This is a genomic window from Paenibacillus sp. FSL R5-192, assembly GCF_000517845.1.
In the GTDB taxonomy this organism is placed as follows: Bacteria; Bacillota; Bacilli; order Paenibacillales; family Paenibacillaceae; genus Paenibacillus; species Paenibacillus amylolyticus.
This window is the reverse complement of record NZ_ASPR01000048.1, coordinates 202,984-224,848: the sequence shown is the minus strand read 5'-3', so window position 1 is coordinate 224,848 and position 21,865 is coordinate 202,984. Positions and strand designations below refer to the sequence as shown.

Genomic DNA, 21,865 nt, shown 5'->3' with positions numbered 1-21,865 from the left:
CTTTATTTTTTGGGATAGGATTCTTGTTGATGTTGCACTTCAGACGGGGATTACAAATGTTCCAGCAACTGACCGATCCGGCGAGTGAATGTATGCTGGTTCATCGTGGTGAGAAGTCCACGCCACGCCATCGCCTGTCGTTCTTCTTCATGCTTCAGATAATAGTGGATTTTGCGCTGAAGTTCTGCTGCGTTGGTGAACGTCTCGATGTCATATCCCGGCTTATAATAACGGGGTAAATCTGCACGTGCATCCGTAATCTGCATTGTGCCGCAGGCGCTGATCTCATACGTGCGTGGATTAATCGAGTGACCTTTAAGATGATGTGTATTGCGATTGTCTTCCCCATTCTCGCAAGTCCGGTGAATGTTAATGACAATCTTGGCGCCATTGTAATAATCTACTGTCTCTCCAGGAGCAATCCATCCTTCGTGGATGAAACGGCCTAGTACATCATAGCGTGTCAACCGATTCCACTGGCTACCCGCAATGAATACCTTTTTGTCCGCTAGAAAAGGGGCCAGCTCATCAAACAAGGCAATCCGGTTCCAGAATCCGGTACCGATAAAACAAATGTCGTGCTGATGCTGCGGTGCGGCGCGCCGCGGTTGAAACATGCCTGGATTCACCGCGAGTGGCATATAGATGACCTGGTTCGCTCCATGTCCCAGATAGAAGGGTACGGCGGCCTCTTCATGCGTGAACACGACATCATAATGCTGACAAAGGGACGTTGTATCTTCGGTGAAATACGGATCATCCACAAACCACACGGCAGTTCGGATACCGAGTGCACGTATGCCATTCACCTGCTCTACATGATCTGCGGGGAATACATGCAGACCATTCATAACGAGCACAACATCGGGCCGATGGTGACTGGCTTCCTGCAACATCGCTGCTGGCGATCCAACAACGCATTCACGTACAGATTGCTGCAGAGCCAAGGTGACACCTTCATCGATGGCATCGAATCCTTGCGGGATATATAACACCTTCATGTCCCGCAGGGTCGGTTCAAACATCTGCACCCGCTCCATCATGGCTTGACAGCCGCCAAATCTGCGGCCTTCTGCATATCCGCCGCGGTAAGCCGTTTCCGCTTCGGTCAGCGGACGGTGCCTTCGTTTTGCCACATTATTCACCCTGTCTTCCTTCAGGAGATCTCACTTCCAGACTCTCCCCGAGATTGGTCTTCCCTCTAAAGGATATGCCTCGGGGTCAGATGCATCATGGACGGGTGTCCTGCAAGGCGCAAAATTGGCGCATGCCCTCCACATCCGCCTGTACGGGCATGTCCGCTTTTGCGGCGATGCAAATAGCCCGGAGGGATCTGTCCCCCGGGCTAACTGTTATACAGGTATCATTCCATGCAGGAATAATCCTATCTACTCGGTTACTGTGCTTTGTAAGCCAGCTGATGTCCGTCCTCGAATCCCTTGGCGAAACCCGCGTTGAATCCCTCGTTGTACGCCTCGTTGTATCCCTGGCTGTACGCACCGTCCGGGTTCGGATCGGTAGGGGTAGCCGGGACGACTGGTTGTACGGGCTTTGGACTCCGGTGCCGCCGTACCGCACGTTTCTTTTTTTTGAGCCACGCACTGCGTCCTTTAAGTGGACGTTTGTGAAGAACACGTTTGGCTCTGAGCGCACGCAGTTTGCGAATTTTGCGCAGACGGGCTCCACGGATTAACAAAGCTCTTTTGGTTCTCAGTCGTATTTTCTTTTTCTTTAACATGTCAACATTCCTCCTGTATGTCCCGAACGATACGAATTGCACACCCGGGGTCTTTGAGCCATGGCAAGCCAGGCTCCCCATGCTGGATTCGGGCCAGCCTGATTCCCGTAACCATACGAGACATTTCTGCCTGATAGCGACTCAGCAAACGAATGTTTTCGGCCAGACTGCGGGCGGATACTTCCGAATGAGCGGTTACACTGGCTACACTGTCCAGAATGCGTGCCAGCGCCTGCTGACTGTGTGCAATGGATTCAATGAGCGCCAGTTTGGCTTCCTGCTCACGCCGCATCAGACTCATTTTCCCATGTCTCCCAGATCCATGCCGCCAAACATGCCACCGTCCATACCGCCGCCATCTTCGCTATCGTTCTGCACCATCACCGCTTTGAGATTGTTGCACAGTCCGGTCTCCATCCGGGTTAATCCTTCCAGCAATTCCACCAGCTGATCATGCATTTTGAGCGGCTCGCCTACCTGATCCCCATGCGTCAGAAAGGTATCCCCATTCAAATGATTCAGCGTCCAGTTCCGTACCTTCTCGGCCTCAATCGCTTTTGCCTCCAGGATCAGGGCAATATTCCACTGCATTTTGGCTGCTGCGTCCAGCATCAGAATGAGACTCTGTTCTCTACTCATGTTCCATCACCCGCCTTCCGGGCTTATTCTTCCTCTTGAACCGCGATCTCCCGCATGACTTGGGTCAGCGTTTCGGCTACAGCCTCTTCCAGATCTGCAAGGCCCCCCAAGTAAGAGATAATGCTTTTGTTGATTTGCCCAGAGCTATCCAGCAGACCGTCAACGCCATCCAACTCCGGTTCGATATCTGGCAAATGATTGATGATTTCAGACATGCGTACAGCGACTTGGCGTTTGGCATCCAGCACACGTGCGATCTGCTGGTGAGAGTGTGCAATATGTGTGATGATTTCATCGATTTTGCTCTGCATGGTCCTCCTCCTTACCGTCACGGCCTGCTTCACCCATAGAAAAACCCGGCCTATCAGCATTTGCCTGTTACAGCATATGCCGGGCCGGGATCGTCAGTTACTACAGCTTGCGCCTATATCGTCAGATGACATAACTCCAGTCGGAAGAATATCGACTGAGGAATTGGCGAGTACGTTCCTGCTTGGGACGTACAAACACCTCTTCCGGGGTTCCTTCCTCCACAACGGAACCTCCATCCATGAAAACAACCCGATTTGCCACCTCACGGGCAAACCCCATTTCATGGGTGACTACAATCATGGTAATCCCCTCTTGAGCAATGGAGCGGATGACAGACAACACTTCTCCCACAAGCTCGGGGTCCAGCGCCGAGGTCGGTTCATCAAACAAAATCACTTCGGGATTCAGTGCCAATGCTCTGGCGATGCCCACCCGTTGCTGTTGTCCACCTGACAACATACTTGGATACTCATTGATTTTGGCAGACAGTCCGACTTGTTCAAGCACGCGCAAGGCACGCGTGCGGGCATCGGCTTTGGACATTTTCTGGGCAATAATTAAACCTTCCGTGACGTTATCCAGCACCGTCTTGTGTTTGAACAGATTATAATGCTGGAACACCATCGCCGTTTTTCGTCTCAACTGCACAATGTCATGTTTGCGTGCATGCTTGCAATCGACGGTTAATCCACTGATCTGAACCTCGCCCTCATCGGCACGTTCCAGAAAATTGACGCAGCGCAGCAGCGTTGTTTTGCCTGATCCACTCGGTCCAAGGATCGCTACGACATCGCCCTGTTCCACGGTCAGATCAATTCCCTTCAATACTTCCTGCTTGCCAAAAGTTTTGTGTATGTTGGTTAGTGTAATCATGACACGCCTCCTTTGCTGTACACGGCAACCCGACGTTCAAGCAGAGCAGTGATCCGCTCGGCAATGATGGTCAGCCCCCAATAGATGAACGCTGCGGCGATAAAGGCCTCCAGAAACTTCAGACTGACGGATGCCACCACATCCGCTTTACCGAGGATGTCCATCTGAGACACGGTAAAAGCGAGTGTTGATCCATGCAGGAACCCAACAAACATACTGCACAGGTTAGGCAATACCGCCCCGATCGCTTGAGGGATGATGATACGTCTTAAAGCCTGGAATGTGCTCATACCTACAGCGTGAGCCGCCTCCATCTGGCCGATATCCACAGCAAGAATGCCTGAACGGATAATCTCGGACATATAAGCGCCCGCAGTGAGTGAGAAAGCAATCAGTACAAATACGAGAATAGGAATCGACGAGGATTGGAAAGCCCAACCGTAACGTTCCGCCAGCTTATCGATAATCATCGGAATACCGTAATAGATGAGGAATAGATGCATCAACATCGGTGTTCCACGCAGGAATGAAACGTAGAAGTCAGCAATGCGGTGAATCCACCGCACGCGATAGATACGGATCAGAGCTGTAGCCAGACCGATTCCGAAGCCTGCAATCAACGGAACAATCGTAATGACAAGTGTCAGTGGCAATGCCTTCAGGATTTGAAAAAAAGATGTATAGATAAACTGGAGATCAATCGACATATGCTCACCCCGCTATTCGTTTCAGGCGTTTGGCTCGAATTGCCGGTTTGTGTACGACTCTCTTGCGTTCATGACGCTGGAGTCTGCGTTCTGCAAAGGCAAATCCTTTTTCAAGCACAATAACAATGACATAATAGACCACAGACAGACTGATATACACTTCAAGTGCATGCGATGTAGCCGAAATTAACGTCTGCCCTCTGCCCACCATATCCATGACACCAATGGAGAAGGCCAAAGAAGTATCCTTCAATGAACCGATTAACGTATTGGCCATGTTCGGAAAAGCAACAATCAGTGCCTGCGGAACAACAATCCGCCGAAAAGACTGGAATGTGGTCATACCCGCAGCATAGGCTGCTTCCGTCTGACCTTTATCCACACTGCGCACCGCTCCGCGAAAGATCTCGGCAAAGGATGCCGCATCACTAAGCGCATAGGTCACAATGACAAATAACAACGGATCGGTTCTCGACAGGTCGATGCCAATGGGTTTGAGCAACTCAGGAAGTCCATAATACACCAGGAACAATTTGATCAGGATCGGTGTGCCCCGCATGAATGAGACGTACAGGGTAGCCAACTGGCTTAGTACCGGAATCCGATACAGCCGGGGAACGGCCAGAAGCACGCCGCCCACCAGTCCGAGCACGATGGAACCACCCAGTACAATCAGTGTTATATGCAAATATCGTAGCAGTTCCGGGATGAAATCCAGAACCAATGACAGATCAAATGATTTTCCCATTACCGCTGCACACCTTTCTCAGACTACTCTTCAACCGTATAGTCAGCTCCAAGCCACTCTGTGCTCAGTTTGCCTAACGTTCCATCTTCTTTGATCGCTTTGAGCGCTTCGTCCACTTTGGTTTTGAGCTCCTGCTCATCTTTGTTCAGAATGAAGTATACTTTGGAGTTGGAGAGGGCATCTCCTACCGTTTTCAGCTGAGCATCAACCGCCTTATTCTGATAATCAATGGCAAACTGCGTGCTGATGGTGGCATCCACCCGGCCTGTTTTGATCTGGGTAATGGTATCCTCACCCGCTCCGGAATAAACGATATCAATCCCGTTGCCGTTCGCTGCATTCCATTTCTCAGCAAGTACAGCCGCATTACTTGTAGCACCAACAATCAGTTTTTTCCCTTTGAGATCCTCAATCGATTTTACTTCCTCATTTTTCTGACTTACGACAATTTTATTTGGAAAAATATTATAGGCTTCATCATTAAACAGGAACTTGGCCTGTCTCTCATCATTCACTTCCATCTGGTGAGCGATCAGGTCAATTTTTTTTGTTTCCAGACTCAGCAGCAGGTTTTTGAAATCCATGGTGCTGAATTCAAATTCATACTCAGGCAAACGTTTGTCGATCTCCCGGATCAGTTCCACATCATAACCTGTTAACTTGCCATTCTCATCAATGAAGCAGACATTTGGAAACTGTGTACCTGTTCCTACAATGATCTTTTTCACTTTGGTGTCGCCTGCTGCCGAAGCAGATTCTGAATCATTACTTGCAGTTCCTGTGCTGCATCCAGCCAGTACCGCCAGCATTGTAATGAACAGCAGTGCTGTCCGGAATTTTTGAATCCCCCGTTTTTTAACCATTCCCAATCTCCTCCACAGGCTGTTATCACAGCAAATATGATGTGTACTCCCATTCCTCTTCCTATTAACAAACCATTCTTACTTGTATAGTCGGAATTAGGTTGAACAAAGAATATCATTACAAGTCATCTTAGGGCAATAACTAAACTAATAGGACATCCTGATATGGTTATAGGACTTCTCTATAGTACAAGAAAAAGCCATCCCCCATATCGATTGGCGGATGGCTTCTTCTTGTATGACTCTCATTGATTATACCATTTTGGCGGTGCATCACTTGGTGTGTACACTACTCATCTATCTGCGACTCGCCCATTTAATTTTACGTGCAACTTCCACTCGCTGTAATTGTAAGAGACCGATCCGTTCCTCGAACTTCTTGCGTTCGTCCATGGAATGAGCGGCATGAATCTGGTGGCACAGACCTGTCAGTTTGCTGTTGATGTAATCAAACCGTGTCCATAGTTCCTCTTCAGGTGTGCGTTGCTGCTCCGTCGCCGTCTGAAATATTTTGAGTTGGCGGATAAGGGATTGTTGCCATTCCTGATCCTGAATTTGGATGGCAAAATGCAAAAGATCCAGATAGTCATCAATTTGCAACGAAACGCCGCAATCAGATTTAGTGTTCATCGTCGTCTCTCCTTATTTCAGTACTTGGCTGGAATCCATTACTTCTATCTTACAGGAACAAGCCCACTGAAAGCGAGTACTGAACGATTAAATTTCGGGAAAATTTTTATTTTTTTATGTTAAAACAGCTTTACATTTCCATTAAGACCAATTTGGCAGGATATTGATATTGGTACATATGAAATTGGTAATAAAAATCCGCGTTAAGGAAAAAAGTTCTTTCCTCAAAACGGATTTTTCATCATTTTATATATAATATTAACACATATCAAATTAGTCATTTTTTCCATCTCGCTGCTGTCTGGTCATCAGTAACATGAGAAACGAGATGATAATAATGGAAACAGTCCATGCCCAGGCCATGGTCTGATTGCCCGAATCTACAGCGACATAGATTGCCGTGGGTACCGTTTGTGTTTTGCCCGGAATATTGCCTGCAATCATCAGTGTCGCTCCGAATTCGCCGAGTGCCCGGGCAAAGCCCAGGATGAAGGCGGTCATCAATGCTCTGCCTGCGAGCGGCAAGGAAATGTAACGAAAGACCTGCCATTCATTTGCCCCAATCGAACGACCCGCATCCTCCAGATCACGATCCACACCACTGAATCCCGATTTCATCGTCTGATACACGAGTGGAAAAGCAACCACCACCGAAGCAATCACCGCAGCCCACCAGGTGAAAATAACCGGTGCGGAGAATATGGCTTCAATCCATTGTCCAAACAGACTTTTACGCCCCAGTATGACAAGTAACAGAAATCCAACCACCGTCGGGGGAAGGACTAGCGGCAGCATAAATGCCGTTTCCAGCAGAATCTTTCCCCGAAATGAAGAACGTGACATCTTCCAGGCTATCGCAATTCCGAGCACAGTGGCCACTACGCTTGATAATAATGCAACCTGAAGCGATAAGCGCACCGGTGACCAGAATACGGACCAGTCTATGGCGTTCACATTCATTCCGGAATTGTGAATCCGTATTTCGCGAAGATATCGAGCACTTCAGGGGTTTGTAAATACGCATAAAATTGTTCGGCCTCTGTACGGTGTTTGGTTCCTTCAATAATGCCTATTGGATAGTTGGCTGGTGTATAGCTGTTCTTGTCCACCTCAAACGCAATTTTCACCTGATCCGAAGTAAGAGCATCCGTTTTATATACAAACCCTGCATCTGCATTACCTGTCTCTACATATTGAAGAACCTGTCTAACGTCTTTCCCCTGCACAAGCTTACTTTCCAGTTCATCCCACAGCTTGGCATTGGTCAGAGCTTCCTTGGCATAGGTTCCCGCAGGAACACTTTCTGGAATCCCAATGGCTACCGTCTTGATGGAGTCGCTGGTGAGATCCGTTTCACTGGTTACTGTGTGGGTCCCATCTGCTGGCACTATGGCCACCAGTGAATTCTGTAGCAGATTCTTCTGATCGCCCGATGCAATCAAGTTTTCATCCACTAGCGCATTCATATTTTTTGTTGCCGCCGATACAAAGACATCAGCCGGGGCACCCTGTTCAATCTGCTGTTGCAAGGCACCCGAGGCGCCAAAGTTAAAATTAAGTTCTATATAAGGATTAGCTAACTCATAATTGGTTTCAATCTCTTTCATCGCATCGGTCAGACTGGCCGCCGCAGAGATTGTCAGATCTACCGTTTCCTGCGGATCGGTATTTCCTGCTGATGAACTTTCACCTGATGCCGCTGGCGTTGAGGTCGTTTGTTCTGCACCCGTGGATGTATCCGTAGTACCTGTACTTGCGCCACAACCAGCCAATACAAGGGCTAGTCCCAGTGACATACTTCCCAACACATATCCGATTCTCTTTCTCATTCATTTCTCCCCCAACGTTATCTTTGGTTATAACTAGTTATAATTGATTATATCTAATTATACACAAGACAAAAAAAATGGGAAGGTGATTAAGATCACATTTGATTTTTGTTATCTGTCCTATGCGTTTATTGCGTGTTCTCAGGTTTATGACATCCCTCAATTAATGATATAGTACAAGAAACATTCATAACAAAACCATAATTGCTCTATACCTTTGAAGGAGGATCTTCACTTATGACGGAGGAGCAATCCTACACAACCGAAGAAATATCCAAGCTGCTCAAAATATCGAAACTGACGGTCTATGACCTGATCAAAAAAGGAGACCTCGTTGCATACCGTGTAGGTAAACAAATGCGAATTGATGCAACCGATCTGGAGGCATATAAACGTCGCTCCAAGCAACTTCAGTCCTCAGGTCAACGTATCCCGACTTCTCATCAGACCTCGGAATCAGGGACTCAGCCAAGTCAGGGTGATTTTCAGGGAACTTCCTTACAATTGACTACACCCGTTGGGTCTACGCATGCGATTACTCCAGCGAATTCTGCTCATGCAATGACTGCTGTACCACGGCATCTGGTCATAACAGGTCAGGATGTCAGTCTGGATATTCTAATGCGCCATATGGAAAAACAAACTCGGGACATTCGTCCGCTACGTTCGTTCATGGGTAGTCTGGATGGGCTTATCTCGATGTATCGCGGTGAGTCCGATCTGGTCAGCACCCATCTGCTCGACGGAGATACCGGTGAGTATAATCTGCCGTATATTCGCAAAATTCTGACGGGACGATCTTATGTTGTGGTGAACTTGCTATCACGACCTGCCGGACTGTATGTACAGCGTGGTAATCCGCAGAACTTGCAAAATTGGACCGATCTGAGCAAGTCTGAACTTCGACTCGCTAACCGGGAGATAGGTTCTGGCGCGCGAGTTTTGCTGGATGAGCAACTTCGACTGCATGGAATTCCTGCCGCAGGTCTGATCGGATATGAAACCGAGGAAACAAGTCACATGGGCGTGGCTGCCAAAGTCAGTTCAGGCGAAGCTGATGTCGGAGTTGGCATTGAGAAAGCTGCACGACTTGTGGGTCAGGTTGATTTTATCCCGCTCACTCAGGAGCGCTATGATCTGGTCATGCTGAGGAAGCAAGGTAATGAAGCCTGGACAGAATCTGTACTGCGAATTCTCCAATCGCCGGAGTTCAGGCAGGAACTGCAATCATTCGAGGGATATGACGTATCCCGGACAGGTGAGATTTTGTACGAAGCATAGGTATACGAAATACAGCCAAAAACACTCATGCTTAATGGATGTTACACATCACATCATGCATATACAAAACGCCTTGCAATGGCTGCAAGGCGCTTTTGGTGTTTCTTTCTATATATAACGCATGATATGGATGAATGAATTTTTTAATGTGGCAAATCGATCTCAAAAATGAACACACCATACGCGGGCATGTTGATCTCATTCTGAAGTGTTGTACCTGACAGTAACTCTTTTACTTGCTTCTTAAGCTTAATGGGTACTTGTTGATCCGAGTAGTTGAGTAAAAAGACATAAGCTTTATCCTTACCGGAACGGATACCAAGCTCAACTTCGGACGGTACCTCTACCAGGTCACCCACAGGTGAAGATAGCCCTATTTCATCCAGGAGAGCATCTACGACCGGTTCATTGTAAGCCGCTCCATAATACCATACTTGCCCCTGACCTACCGTACGTTTGGTCAATGCAGGACTACCTGCATAATATTCGGATGCATACTCGGCCACAACCTGTACGTCAGGATGCTCCACATGAAGAACTTCGTTAAATCCGGCCGTTGACGTTCCCTCCTGAAGTCGCTCACTCGCCCCATTCCATTGCAGTTTGGCTGCTGGAATGGTTCCTTTGATTAAGGTAAAGTCCTCTACGGTTACACCACACAACTCAGCGACAGCCCCAGGGAACGGTCTCATATAACAATGCCCCCTGAGATCCTTATATCCAGTGCGCGCACCGAAAAACAGAGTGCCTCCTTGACTGACATAGGCTTGCAGAAGTTCTGCTGTCTCGTCTGTCATAATGGCCGGGTGAGCATAAATGATCACCTTATAATCGGATAACTCTTCCAGTGTTGTCGTTGGTTGCAGTGTAACCATGTCCGTCGGAATATGACGATACTGGAGCTGTTTATACCAGGAGCGTACACTCTGTTGCTGAAGCGGGCCGTGCCACTCATCCAACTCTCCATCCCAGATGTTATCGTAATCCTGTAGGATCGCAACATCGGCTTGATATGTAGTGCCCGCAATAACACGCCCGATCTTGGCAAACTCTTTCCCTACTTGTGCAACCTCGCGTACTCTTCTGTTGGGTTGATTATGGTAATCATTGATGCCATGCCAGTACATCTCCGTGCCAAATGTTGCCGTCCGCCAGCGGAAGTAGACGAGTAGATCTGTTCCGTGAAGAACAGATTGATACGACCATAATCGGATCTGTCCCGGTCTTGGCGTACCCATGCCTATACTGTCGACCCAGCCTCCTGGCCCAGACTGTTGTTCCATGACGCAGAAGTTCGGTGACATGTTACGTACGTTCGACAGTTTCATGCTCCAGGCCCGATCTTGTAATGAGTTATCGTCTGTCCTTGGGAAGATCGTGGCAAACTGCGGATACGAATCATAGGAGAAGAAATCCAATAGCTCCTCTGTCATTTCATGATTATCCAAGTGTCCAAACGTACCGTTTGTTGTGATCCAATGTTCCGGGTCCAGTTCCCGAATGATGTCCACCTGAAGCTTGGCAAATGAAATGGTATTGGCGGAGATGAATCTCTTTTCATCTAGTGCCAGGTGAGGATTGGGCGATGAACTGACTATATTTCGGGTAAGGTGAACTTGCTCCCAGTCAGTATAGGTCTGACTCCAGAAAACGGTTCCCCATGCTTGGTTCAGATTCTCTAACGATTCATAACGATCCTTTAACCATTCACGGAAGGCGACATGGTCCGCCTCAGCATAGAAAACATCCATATGACAATTGAATTCATTATCGATCTGCCATCCAATAAGAGCCGGATGATCTTTATAGGCAATCACCATATTGCGCACGATTTTTTCACATTGCTGTCTGAAGATTGGGCTGCTGTAGTTGGTATGACGCCGCATGCCGTGTTGATACAACACCCCGTCCTTATTTGCGTTTAATACTTCAGGATATTTGGATGTTAACCACGCTGGTGGAGTTGCAGTAGGTGTTCCCAAAATAACACTTAATCCGTATTGATGCGCCAGATCCAGTGCCTTCTGGAAAAAACTAAAATCGAACTGGTCTTCTTCCGGTTCAAAGATGGACCATGCAAATTCAGCCATCCGAATAACTGTGATATTCATCTCTTTCATTCTACGGAAATCGTCCTCCCACAACGCTTCCGACCAGTGCTCAGGGTAATAACAGACCCCCATTTTTAATTCATCCATTTGGATTGATTTTGCCACCTTTAATTGCCCCCTTAACCTGCCATATTGCCTCCATTCTATTGGAACCTTCACATATAATAAATGACAAGATTATGCGACTTATAATAAAATATTGTCATTGTCCAAGATTCAAATGACAGTAGGCTGAATCTATTTCAGTTCACTACATAAAAATATTGCGTTTAAATGGAGGATGCACGTGAAAGAACACATCTTTCTCCCCAAGCCGGTTTTCCCCAGACATGTATGCTTTCCCGATTTTATTGGAGGGTACAGTGACTTTCCGAAACATTATGTGAATCGGGAATATCGAACGAAAGATATCAACTTGGATCATTGCTATAATTTGCACCTTGTACTTGAAGGTAAAGGATTCCTGGACACGGGAACCACTCGTTATGAGCTAACACGAGGGCAGGGATTCCTCTACGGTCCCGGTCTCAGACAAACCTACTATTCAGATTTGGATGACCCTTGGAGTATTCGTTGGATTCACTTCTACGGTATTCGTCTCGAAGAACTGTTAAATGGAAAAGGCGTTGACGAGCCCTGGCTGTTTCAATGTTCCAACTTTCCGGTGGTTACCGCGCTCATGGATCGATTGCTGGAGCTCGGAAGAGGCTATCAGGTGGAGGATGAGCACAGTGTGGCAGCTACTCTATATGAACTTCTGACCCGATTGCAATCCGCAGCGAGTCAAATCAATGTTTCTTTAAATCACACTTCCGAGCGAATTCGTGAAGCAGGGAATTATATTCGTTCCCATAGTAACGAGCACATTACACTAGACCACGCTGCCGGGATTGCCGGATACAGTACAACATACTTTAGCCGCAAGTTCAGTCAGACGTTTGGAATCTCCTTCCCTGAATTCCTGATGGAATCCAGGCTACTACATGCGAAACAGCTGCTCGCAACAACCAATCTTTCCATTAAACAAATTACGCTGGAAACAGGGTTCTCTCAATCAAGCTACTTCATCCGATGTTTTAAAACCCAGGAAAACGTAACACCTATGCAATTCCGTATGATGCACAATCATTCGTTATAGGGCACGGGACGTATTCCTTGAACAAGCTGATGCAAAAAAAGACTCTGCATATAACATGCAGAGTCTTTTTCGTTCATTTTTTATATAAGTTCATTTGTATCTTCGTCCTCATCAGCCTTATATTCCAATATATCTCCAGGCTGACAATCCAGTGCTTTACAGATCGCATCCAGAGTGGATAAACGGATCGCTTTTGCTTTTCCTGTTTTTAATATGGAAATATTGGCGATTGTGATCTCAACTCTCTCTGCAAGCTCGGTAACCGTCATTTTCCTCTTTGCCAACATCACATCAATATTAATTATAATGGCCATATATTCACCTCAGACCACTAGGTCATTTTCTGATTTGATATCAATCGCTTCCTGTAACAATCTTTGGAGCACAGCGGAGAACACTGCAATGACCAATGAAGCAAAAACAGGAACCATTCCCATAAGAATGAGGCCTGGGGCATCATCTTTCTCTGCTACAACATAAACAAATGGCAACATCACAAAATAGAAACTACTGATTACAATAGCACAATATTTTATTGTTTTTAAGGATTTCACTGACATTAGAGAGAACGCTTCATTTTTGTCGATGTAGCTCAGCAGACGGAATGCCTGGTACAGTGCAACAATAAACGGAATAACGGACACATACATAATAATCACTATGGGGTATAGCGCACCTGCATAATTCGGATTCACCGGGTTGTTCGCTAACCAAGGTATGCCGAATATACATAAGGCAAGAATGGGAACACCAATAAGCAACACAGCCAATTTTAAAAAGATGGTTGTACCTCGCTTCACAAAAAGCACCTCACTTGTTTTAAGTGATATGAATTTATCATAGTATTTATCGTTTTACAATAAATTTTTATTGCAAAACAGATTTTATTTATTCTTTTGCACATTAAGGAAGAGAGACCAAAAGATCGCCCCCCTCTTTGCTTCAATGATTTTTGGACACAAAAAAAGCCCAAAGATAGCTACTGAATGTAGTTATCTTTGAACTCGCTCACATACGCCAGAACAGTCCAGCCTCATCCCTTTCCACCTGTTCAAGCACATTCTCAAAATCGGAACAAGGTGTAATAACATCTACCGGATTCCAGCTGCTCTGTTCATCTCTGGCATACACTTTCCACTGATTTTCTTCCCAGTAAAATCGGGCAATATGCATCTTATCCCATTGATACCGTTCAGTGGCGCAGGTACCTTCTCGTGAATATATCCGTTCATTACGGACTGAATTCTTCGTAACGTAAACAAGTCCAACATGAAGATGCACATCCTTTCAGCAAAATACCACCTCTGTTCTACGCACCACATGCAGCTCCAAGCACACAACAACCTGCCTCCATGCAAAGGTGGTCAGCCACATCCCTTGATCATTTTACCAGCTGGATTTTGTTACACCAGGAATCTGTCCTTGATGAGCCAGTTCTCTGAACTTAATTCGAGACACCTTGAACTTGCGTAGATAACCCCGCGGGCGACCTGTCACTTCGCAACGGTTCTTTAGTCTGGTCGGAGATGCATTTCGCGGCAATTTTTGCAATGCCTCGTAATCCCCTTTCTCCTTCAATTCCCGGCGCAGGTCCGCATATTTTGCCACGATCGCCTGACGTTGCTTCTCACGTACCACTTTTGATTTTTTAGCCATGAAATACAGCTCCTTTATCCATTAAATTTATGTTTAGAACATCAACTTCCGAGTTATACGGCTTCCACAGGCCATGGCAGTGGATTGTCAAAATGGCCCCAGTCTCCCAGCATTTCTTCATCACTGAGCAGGCACTGGTCCAGCTCATCTTCAATGCTCGCACGCTCCATTTCGATCCCAATCATGACAAGCTCCGTCTGACGATCTCCCCACTGGGCATCCCATTTCTCCAGAACATCCGGCTCGTTACGTAAAATTTCCTCTTTGTCCGCTTCCGGCAACGCCGCGACCCAATGTCCCGCAGGACCGAACTGAATGGATGGCCCTGCCTGACTGAGGCTTGCCGCAACATCCCCTTCAGCCGCAAGCCATACTAAACCTTTGGCACGTACCACTTCTTCCGGCCAGTAACTCATGAATTCAGCCAGGCGGGAAGGATGGAATGGCTTTCTCCGGCGATAGACAAAGGAACCAATACCATATTCCTCGGTTTCCGGTGTATGCGACTCCTTCTCCAGCTCCTGAATCCACCCAGCGGACATGCTCACTTTCTCAAAATCAAAGCGGCCTGTATTTAGAATCTCGGACGGATTCACCTGTCCATTCTCGGTCCGAATGATCTTGGCGTTAGGCTGTAACTTGCGGATGATACCTTCGAGCTTGTTCAGCTCGGTGTCATCGACCAGATCACATTTGTTCAGTAGCAGCACATCACAGGTTTCGATCTGATCAATCAACAAGTCTACAACGTCACGGGTGTCCTCATCTCCGGTCGCCTGATTACGATCCAGAAGACTCTGTCCTGATCCAAAATCATGCCAGAATCGATTGGCATCTACTACCGTTACCAAACAATCCAATCGGGCCAGACTAGTCAGGTCAATACCCGACTCTTCATCGGCGTATGTAAAGGTCTGTGCAACTGGAACAGGTTCACTGATGCCGGTGGATTCGATCAAAATATAGTCATACTTGCCTTCGTTCACCAGCTTCTCAATCTCCTGCATCAGATCATCCCGCAAGGTGCAGCAGATACAGCCGTTCGACAACTCCACCAGCTTCTCTTCGGTTCGAGACAAGGTTGCCTCCCCCTTAACCAGCGCTACATCAATATTGACCTCACTCATGTCGTTAACGATTACGGCAACCTTAAGCCCTTGTCTGTTGTTCAACACGTGATTCAAAACCGTCGTTTTCCCTGAACCGAGGTAACCACTCAGTACGGTTACCGGAACTTGCTTTTGTGTCATAGAAATCTACTCCTTATATGTGCAGTCTGTGTAATTCAGACTTTAATAGTAATTATTACTATTAACAACAATGACTATAATCCTGTTAGACGGTCATTGTCAAACTATTTTTGATTTCAACCTGCAAAAATACAAAAAAAGGCTGACGACCAGCCCTTGCACTTTCGCATCCTGAGGATACGTTTTGGCAAGAAGTGAGTCATAAACCTCCTCTGTAAATGTTCTTTAGTTCAATTTATATAGCCACCCCAGATCTGGCCTTATTGCCCGCTTCCATCCGTTGCCTGAACACCAACACCAGTACCATCGCTGCAACAGAGAGCAACGTGCAGATCATAAACATGGTCGAATACGAACTCGCTTGCACAATAAGCCCCATCGCCAATCCGCCCATAGAGAATCCAAGGTCATACGAGGACATGAAAATCCCCATGAGTACATATCTGGAATCCGCAGGCAGCACAAAAGACAGATATGTGGTTAATGTCGGGTACAACAATGCCAGGGCAAAACCGCTGAACACTGCGGAGAGATACACTAGCGGCCCGATGATCTCCATCAGGCTGAGTAACTGGGTTCCCAGTGCTGCGCACAGCATTAACCCTGCCATCAGCCAGGTATTCCAGCTACCATCGGACGGAATTTTTTTGCGCAAAATAAACCTGCACAGGATTACAACCAATCCCTGAATCGTCAGAAATACGCCTGCACTCGCCATTCCGGTGGATACCATATACAGGGGAAGAAAGGTCGCTGTCGCCCCAAAAACGCAGGACGCAAACAACATCACCACACTGCTAATCAGCAGTGGCGTACTGCGCCAGATGCCGCCGAATGAACGAAACATATCGCCCAAGGTGTACGATTTGTTCTGCACGGTACTCCGCGGCAGATCCACATTATATCCAATCAGAAGTGGCAGCGCCGCCAGTCCGATCATCAGCAACGTAAACGCCAGATCACTGGCATTTTCCCAGATTTGTATAGCAAGGATCGGAATGACCAGAGAAGGAACCATCGTAAACAGGGTGTACATGGACAGCCCTTGTGCCCGGTCTTTGTCCTCCAACTTTTCCACAATACCTGCCTGCATCGTCATGGAGAAAAAGGCCGTAGCCACGCCTTGCAGGGCTCGCAACCACAGATACGTCTCCACACCAAAAACAACAAATAACAGCAACGTGCCCGCATGTAATAGCAATAACCATTGCATCACTCGGAGTGGCCCATGCTTACCCAGCAGTTGTGCTGCAAAAGGTCTCAAGAGCATACAGGTGAACATATATGTCCCCATCATCAGACCAATCTCAGCCTGGTTCAATCCGGCGGCTTCGCTTCGCAAAGGCAGAATAATCGTCAAAGCTGAATTTGCCGCAAAAAATAAAAAGGCCAACATATAAAACCGGATAAACGAAAAGGATACCGGATTTAATTTTCCATTGGATGTTGCCGTCATTGAAGCCTTCAAACGTTCGTCACCACTTTCTCTTCTGGCAGTCAACTCACAGATGTACCTGTAACGGGTCTCCGCCGTTCATAGGCAAAAACGATCATTACCGCTCCTAGGATAGCACACATCATGTACATAAATGAATAGGAAGAGAAGTCAGCGACGGGTCCCATAATCACACCACCCAGAGAAATCCCCAGATCCGCCATCGCGATAAATAACCCAATCAGGACGTTCCGGTTCAGCTTAGGCAAGACAAAAGATAAATAGGTCGTGAGTGTCGGATACAGGATCGCCTGACCGATTCCCATGAATACAGCGCCCACATAGAAAAAGAGCACCCCGCCTGTCACGGCAAAACTGACACATTGCGCAGCTACGGCGAGCAGACACATGGTGCCCATCATGAAAGGAGAATGCCAACTGCCATCGGAAGGAATCCTTTTTCGAAGCATAATTCGAGCCAGCACCACCGTTCCTGCCTGAAGCATCAGATATACACCCGCATTCCCGTCTGGTACTTGGCTCGCATACAGCGGAATAAAGGTGGTAATCGCGCCAAATACAACGGAAGCGGCGAGCATTAACACACTGCAACGAAATAAATGTGGATTCTTCACCAACTGACCAAAGGATTCCCACATGCTCACGTTCTGCTCCGAAAGATTCTCAGCAGGTTGCTCCTTGTTTGGTTCCATTTTGGCGGTATATCCGAAAACGCCCGTACAGATGGCAATGCCGATCAGAACCACTGTAAAATAATCCATGCCACCCGTCTGCCAGATTCCTAATGCGATAACAGGCCCCACGATCCCCGGTATATAACTGAATAGCGAATAATACGAAATCCCCTGTGACCGATCTTTCTCCGGAAGTGCATCAATAATGCCAATCTGCAAGGCCATGGAGAAAAACGCTGTCGATACACCTTGTAAAATACGAGCAACCAAATAACCTCCGAGTCCCGTAAAGGTATATAAAATCAGCGCAAATCCATTGATGATCAGAATCAAACGCAATATTTTGATCGGACCGTGCTTTTGAATAATCCGACCTGCCCAGGGTCTGAAAAACATCGTTGTGAACATATAAGCGCCCATGATCAGTCCAATCGTTGTACCGCTCGCACCCAAGGACTCCCCTTGCAATGGGATGATCACGTTAAGAATGGCATTGGCACTGAAATATAGAAGAACCAGTATGTACAAGCGCAGAAAAGGCCAAGACATCGCTCCACTCACAATGGGTGTTCCCCCTAAAATGGTATTAAATGCTTCAATAATCGCTTCGCATAGTCGGACTGTACGTCCTTGAGTTGCTTGGTCGGAACGATCTCTACAACCTGTCCCTCTCTGAAAATGATTACCCTGTCACAGATATAGGCTGCCGCCTGTATATCATGTGTGATAAAAACATAGCTCAGCTTGTAGATTTCCTTCAGCTCTTTCAGTAATTGCAACACCTGAATCTGAACAGACACGTCCAGTGAACTGATCGCTTCATCAAACACAATGCATTTAGGGGCGGTAGAGATGGCCCTCGCAATGCACACTCTCTGAGCCTCACCGCCCGATAGTTCATGCGGATATTTGGATCTATAGGAAGGGTCCAGTCCAACTTGGTTCAGCAACAGATCCACTTTCTCTGAGTTACCCTGATCTTTTCGCAACTTTTGCTGCGCTTGCATCGGTTCCATAATGGCAGCTTCCACATTAAGAAATGGATTGATGGATGACGTATAATTTTGAAAAACGGCGCTAAGGTTACCCATCCGTACACGTCGATCCTGTACGTCTTTACCATCGAGCGAGATCGTTCCACGATCCGGGCGTTCAATGCCGAGGATCAGACGGCCCAACGTCGATTTGCCGCTTCCGCTTTCGCCGATGATGCCCAGACATTCGCCATGCCGGCATTCAAAGGTAACCTGATTCAACACCTGTTGTCTGAGCTTGGAGAACAGTCCGCCTTGGTTATATGATTTTTCAATACCTTCCACCTTTAGCATCTATAAATCCTCCTGCATCAACGCCTTAAAATGATTGCTCAGCTCCAATCGGGTAGAGACCAGATACTGCGTATAGGCATGCTCCGGCTCTGTCAAAACAGAATGCATGCTACCGCGCTCGACGATCTTGCCGTCTTTCATGACCATCACGTCATCTGCAATCTTCTGAACGACGCCGAGATCATGGGAGATGAACATCATGGAACAGCCCATGCGTTCGCGTAATTGAATCAATTGCTCCACCACTTCATATTGAGAGATCGTATCCAGCGCCGTTGTTGGCTCATCCGCAATAATCAGATCGGGCTCAAGCACCAATGCCAGTGCAATCATGATTCGTTGCAGCATCCCACCGGACAGCTGATGTGGATATTGATTCAGAATCTCGCGTGGATGTCTGAGCATGACGCTTTCCATGGCATTGATGATTTTCCGTTCAATCTCGCGGGTATTCCAGCCAAAATGCTGCTGAAGCGTCTCCCGAATATGAACACCAATGACACAGGAAGGATCAAATGCACTCATGCCATTCTGCAAAATCATACATAGATGCTTGCCCCGCTTACGCCGCATCTCCGGTTCCGAAAGCTGGTTCAGGTCTTCGCCCTGAAATAACATCGTGCCCGATTGACGAATCCATGGCTTGTTCAGTCGCATGATGGCTCTGCACGTGACGGACTTGCCGCTACCGCTTTCCCCCACAATGGCCATACAGCTTCCCTGCTTAACTTCAAATGAACTGTTATGAATGATCACTTTGTCTGTGTTGGTGTCCCATACTTTCAAATGTTCAACCTCGACTATATTCATAAGCCGTCTTTCTCACCTCACTTTCGTAAGACTTGTCAGACTTACCTTGAGAGGTCATCAATTTGGGGTCCAGAGCCACTTGAAGGGCATCCGATAGAAAATTAAAAGCAGACACGACCACCACAATGGCCAGGCCCGGTGCCAACATTAATTCTGGTCTGGAGAACATGACTTCCCTCGCCTCATTGAGCATCATCCCCCACTCCGCATGCGGAGCCTGAATGCCAAGCCCCAGAAAGGAAAGGCCGGAGATCTGCAACATCATTGAACACATGGAACCACTCGCAATGACGGCAATATCGGCAAAGGTAACCGGAACAATATGTTTGGTTATAATTCTCAGATTGGGTGTGCCGGAGGCTTTGGCGAATTTTACATAATCCATATCAGAGAATTGCATCACAGATGTGCGAATAACACGGGCAAACCAGGCCCATTTCATCCACACAAAGGCAATCAGTATATTCTCCAGTCCTGCACCCAAAATGCCAACCACCGCCAGTGTCATCACGTATCCGGGAAAAGACAGCATGATATCACAGACTCTCATGATCCATGCATCCACTTTTCCCTTGAAGTAACCTGCGATGAATCCAACAATGGCCCCGATCAGAACAGATAGACTGAGCGCAACCAGAACCCATAACACACTTGGACGGATGCCATAGATAAGCCGGGATAATACACATCTGCCCAGATGATCATTGCCTAATAGATACTCCCAGGACGAGGAGGCGTATCGAAGCTTCATGTTCACTTGTCCAGGATCATGTGGCGCAATAAGCGGAGCCAATATGCCCGCCATAAGCGTGACCATAATCACTAGCAAAGAGGTCAACGCAAGCTTGTCTTTGCGCAGATTTTTCAATATTCGCATCAGAATTCCTTTCTCAACCGGGGATTCATCGCCGCATTAATGATGTCGGATAACGTGTTAAACAACACAAAAGTGACAGCCAACATCAGAACATACGCCTGAATAATCGGAAAATCCCTGCTTAAAATGGATTTCACGCTGAGCCTCCCAAGCCCCGGCCAGGCAAATACATTTTCAATGACTACCGTACTGCCCAACACAATTGGGATCGCCATGCAAAAGATGGACACGGCCACCTGTAATGAATTTCTTAGAATATGCAGGGTGACTTTCTTCTCGCTCAGGCCACTTGCCCGTGCATATAACACATAGTCCTCATTCATATTGCTCAGCATGGAACTTCGAACCGTTCGGAAGTAAATGCCCGTATAACTCACCGTGATCACAATCACCGGTAGAATGTAGCTTCGATACGAGTCCATGCCGCTGGTAGGTAACAGGTCCAGCTTGACGGAAAAATACCAGATCATCATGGCTGCAAGCCAGTAGGACGGCATGGCTGTTAGGAAAAATGATACGCCTCTGACCGATCGATCCAGCAACTTGCCTTCTCTCATGGCACAGATCACACCCAGCAGAATGGACAGCGCAATAATAAATACCGATGAGACAAGTGTTAACTTCAATGTGTTCATAAAAGCCGGCCCCATTAATGACCACACAGGTTCACCAGATACATAAGAGTTGCCAAAGTCCAACTGTACAACAGCCATGATCCAGTTCGCATACTGGATCATGAACGGCTGATCGAATCCCAGCGCTTTATTCGTTTGGGCGATCAGTTCATCCGTGATCTGCGGAACTTCCTGTGCCTGTAACACAACAACCGCCGGGTCCAAGGGAGATAGATTAATCAGAACAAACGTTATAAATGAAATGATAATCAGTAAAGGGATGGTTAACAGAATCCTTTTGACGATATAACTTCCCATATCCATCTCCGCT

Annotated in this window: 26 protein-coding genes; 2 read left to right on the top strand and 24 right to left on the bottom strand. The window is 47.2% G+C overall.

Annotated elements, in window-relative coordinates:
• Positions 1-50 precede the first annotated feature (50 nt).
• The 12 genes from C161_RS24685 to modA all read right to left on the bottom strand — a co-directional run bounded on the left by C161_RS24685 (position 51) and on the right by modA (position 8,339).
• Positions 51-1,145 carry a CgeB family protein gene (locus C161_RS24685; RefSeq protein WP_083669917.1) on the bottom strand — a complete coding sequence of 365 codons (1,095 nt, stop codon included), beginning with the start codon at positions 1,143-1,145 and terminating at the stop codon, positions 51-53.
• Between the two features lie 251 nt (positions 1,146-1,396).
• Positions 1,397-1,738, bottom strand: coding sequence for a hypothetical protein (locus tag C161_RS24680; protein ID WP_051446920.1), 342 nt, complete (start codon positions 1,736-1,738; stop codon positions 1,397-1,399).
• 1 nt (position 1,739) lies between these two features.
• Positions 1,740-2,039, bottom strand: a complete 300-nt coding sequence (locus C161_RS24675) for a hypothetical protein (RefSeq protein ID WP_017692511.1) — start codon at positions 2,037-2,039, stop codon at positions 1,740-1,742.
• A complete protein-coding gene (locus tag C161_RS24670; protein ID WP_017692510.1) occupies positions 2,036-2,377 on the bottom strand; it encodes a hypothetical protein in 342 nt (113 codons plus the stop codon). Before C161_RS24670 ends, C161_RS24675 begins: the two co-directional genes overlap by 4 nt.
• A gap of 23 nt (positions 2,378-2,400) precedes the next feature.
• On the bottom strand, positions 2,401-2,688 hold the full coding sequence (locus C161_RS24665; RefSeq protein ID WP_017692509.1) for a hypothetical protein: 288 nt from the start codon (positions 2,686-2,688) through the stop codon (positions 2,401-2,403).
• A gap of 121 nt (positions 2,689-2,809) precedes the next feature.
• Entirely contained in the window at positions 2,810-3,562 is a 753-nt protein-coding gene (locus C161_RS24660; protein ID WP_017692508.1) for an amino acid ABC transporter ATP-binding protein, read from the bottom strand.
• Positions 3,559-4,269, bottom strand: coding sequence for an amino acid ABC transporter permease (locus C161_RS24655; protein WP_036673453.1), 711 nt, complete (start codon positions 4,267-4,269; stop codon positions 3,559-3,561). Before C161_RS24655 ends, C161_RS24660 begins: the two co-directional genes overlap by 4 nt.
• 4 nt (positions 4,270-4,273) lie before the next feature.
• On the bottom strand, positions 4,274-5,017 hold the full coding sequence (locus C161_RS24650) for an amino acid ABC transporter permease (protein ID WP_036673451.1): 744 nt from the start codon (positions 5,015-5,017) through the stop codon (positions 4,274-4,276).
• Positions 5,018-5,040: 23 nt separating this feature from the next.
• Positions 5,041-5,862: a transporter substrate-binding domain-containing protein gene (locus C161_RS24645; protein WP_036673581.1), complete on the bottom strand. Its 822-nt coding sequence runs from the start codon at positions 5,860-5,862 to the stop codon at positions 5,041-5,043.
• A gap of 315 nt (positions 5,863-6,177) precedes the next feature.
• Positions 6,178-6,510 (bottom strand): hypothetical protein, encoded by a 333-nt coding sequence (locus C161_RS24640; protein WP_017692504.1) that lies wholly within the window; start codon positions 6,508-6,510, stop codon positions 6,178-6,180.
• 273 nt (positions 6,511-6,783) lie between these two features.
• Positions 6,784-7,470 (bottom strand): molybdate ABC transporter permease subunit, encoded by a 687-nt coding sequence (gene modB / locus C161_RS24635; RefSeq protein ID WP_083669918.1) that lies wholly within the window; start codon positions 7,468-7,470, stop codon positions 6,784-6,786.
• Positions 7,467-8,339, bottom strand: a complete 873-nt coding sequence (modA, locus tag C161_RS24630) for a molybdate ABC transporter substrate-binding protein (protein WP_036673450.1) — start codon at positions 8,337-8,339, stop codon at positions 7,467-7,469. Before modA ends, modB begins: the two co-directional genes overlap by 4 nt.
• 237 nt (positions 8,340-8,576) lie before the next feature.
• On the opposite strand from modA, the gene C161_RS24625 reads away from it, so the two are divergent.
• The gene (locus C161_RS24625; protein ID WP_036673448.1) at positions 8,577-9,620 is read left to right on the top strand and encodes a substrate-binding domain-containing protein; all 1,044 of its coding nucleotides are present in this window, start codon (positions 8,577-8,579) and stop codon (positions 9,618-9,620) included.
• Positions 9,621-9,763: 143 nt separating this feature from the next.
• On the opposite strand, the gene C161_RS24620 is transcribed toward C161_RS24625, so the two are convergent.
• Positions 9,764-11,836: a beta-galactosidase gene (locus C161_RS24620; RefSeq protein ID WP_036673446.1), complete on the bottom strand. Its 2,073-nt coding sequence runs from the start codon at positions 11,834-11,836 to the stop codon at positions 9,764-9,766.
• A gap of 181 nt (positions 11,837-12,017) precedes the next feature.
• Between C161_RS24620 and C161_RS24615 the strand changes: the two genes are divergently transcribed.
• Positions 12,018-12,869, top strand: a complete 852-nt coding sequence (locus C161_RS24615; protein ID WP_051449924.1) for a helix-turn-helix transcriptional regulator — start codon at positions 12,018-12,020, stop codon at positions 12,867-12,869.
• An 80-nt stretch (positions 12,870-12,949) separates the two neighbouring features.
• On the opposite strand, the gene C161_RS24610 is transcribed toward C161_RS24615, so the two are convergent.
• From C161_RS24610 to opp1B, 11 genes are all read right to left on the bottom strand, one after another.
• Entirely contained in the window at positions 12,950-13,183 is a 234-nt protein-coding gene (locus tag C161_RS24610; RefSeq protein WP_036605834.1) for a helix-turn-helix domain-containing protein, read from the bottom strand.
• Positions 13,184-13,192: 9 nt separating this feature from the next.
• Entirely contained in the window at positions 13,193-13,669 is a 477-nt protein-coding gene (locus tag C161_RS24605) for a DUF2975 domain-containing protein (protein WP_036673443.1), read from the bottom strand.
• Between the two features lie 208 nt (positions 13,670-13,877).
• Entirely contained in the window at positions 13,878-14,150 is a 273-nt protein-coding gene (locus C161_RS33145) for a DUF3024 domain-containing protein (RefSeq protein WP_036673442.1), read from the bottom strand.
• Between the two features lie 105 nt (positions 14,151-14,255).
• Entirely contained in the window at positions 14,256-14,525 is a 270-nt protein-coding gene (gene rpsN / locus C161_RS24595) for a 30S ribosomal protein S14 (protein ID WP_036605831.1), read from the bottom strand.
• A 53-nt stretch (positions 14,526-14,578) separates the two neighbouring features.
• A complete protein-coding gene (locus C161_RS24590) occupies positions 14,579-15,775 on the bottom strand; it encodes a GTP-binding protein (RefSeq protein ID WP_036673440.1) in 1,197 nt (398 codons plus the stop codon).
• Positions 15,776-16,010: 235 nt separating this feature from the next.
• Positions 16,011-17,276, bottom strand: coding sequence for a staphylopine family metallophore export MFS transporter CntE (gene cntE, locus C161_RS24585; protein ID WP_327196807.1), 1,266 nt, complete (start codon positions 17,274-17,276; stop codon positions 16,011-16,013).
• A complete protein-coding gene (gene cntE, locus C161_RS24580; protein WP_036673439.1) occupies positions 17,273-18,466 on the bottom strand; it encodes a staphylopine family metallophore export MFS transporter CntE in 1,194 nt (397 codons plus the stop codon). The genes cntE (C161_RS24585) and cntE (C161_RS24580) overlap by 4 nt, the downstream gene beginning before the upstream one ends.
• 14 nt (positions 18,467-18,480) lie before the next feature.
• Positions 18,481-19,233 (bottom strand): ABC transporter ATP-binding protein, encoded by a 753-nt coding sequence (locus tag C161_RS24575; RefSeq protein WP_036673438.1) that lies wholly within the window; start codon positions 19,231-19,233, stop codon positions 18,481-18,483.
• Positions 19,234-20,043, bottom strand: a complete 810-nt coding sequence (gene cntD / locus C161_RS24570) for a staphylopine uptake ABC transporter ATP-binding protein CntD (RefSeq protein ID WP_036673437.1) — start codon at positions 20,041-20,043, stop codon at positions 19,234-19,236.
• Positions 20,024-20,920 (bottom strand): staphylopine uptake ABC transporter permease subunit CntC, encoded by an 897-nt coding sequence (gene cntC / locus C161_RS24565; RefSeq protein WP_036673436.1) that lies wholly within the window; start codon positions 20,918-20,920, stop codon positions 20,024-20,026. The genes cntD and cntC overlap by 20 nt, the downstream gene beginning before the upstream one ends.
• Positions 20,920-21,852 (bottom strand): nickel/cobalt ABC transporter permease, encoded by a 933-nt coding sequence (gene opp1B, locus C161_RS24560; RefSeq protein ID WP_036673435.1) that lies wholly within the window; start codon positions 21,850-21,852, stop codon positions 20,920-20,922. The genes cntC and opp1B overlap by 1 nt, the downstream gene beginning before the upstream one ends.
• Positions 21,853-21,865 lie beyond the last annotated feature (13 nt).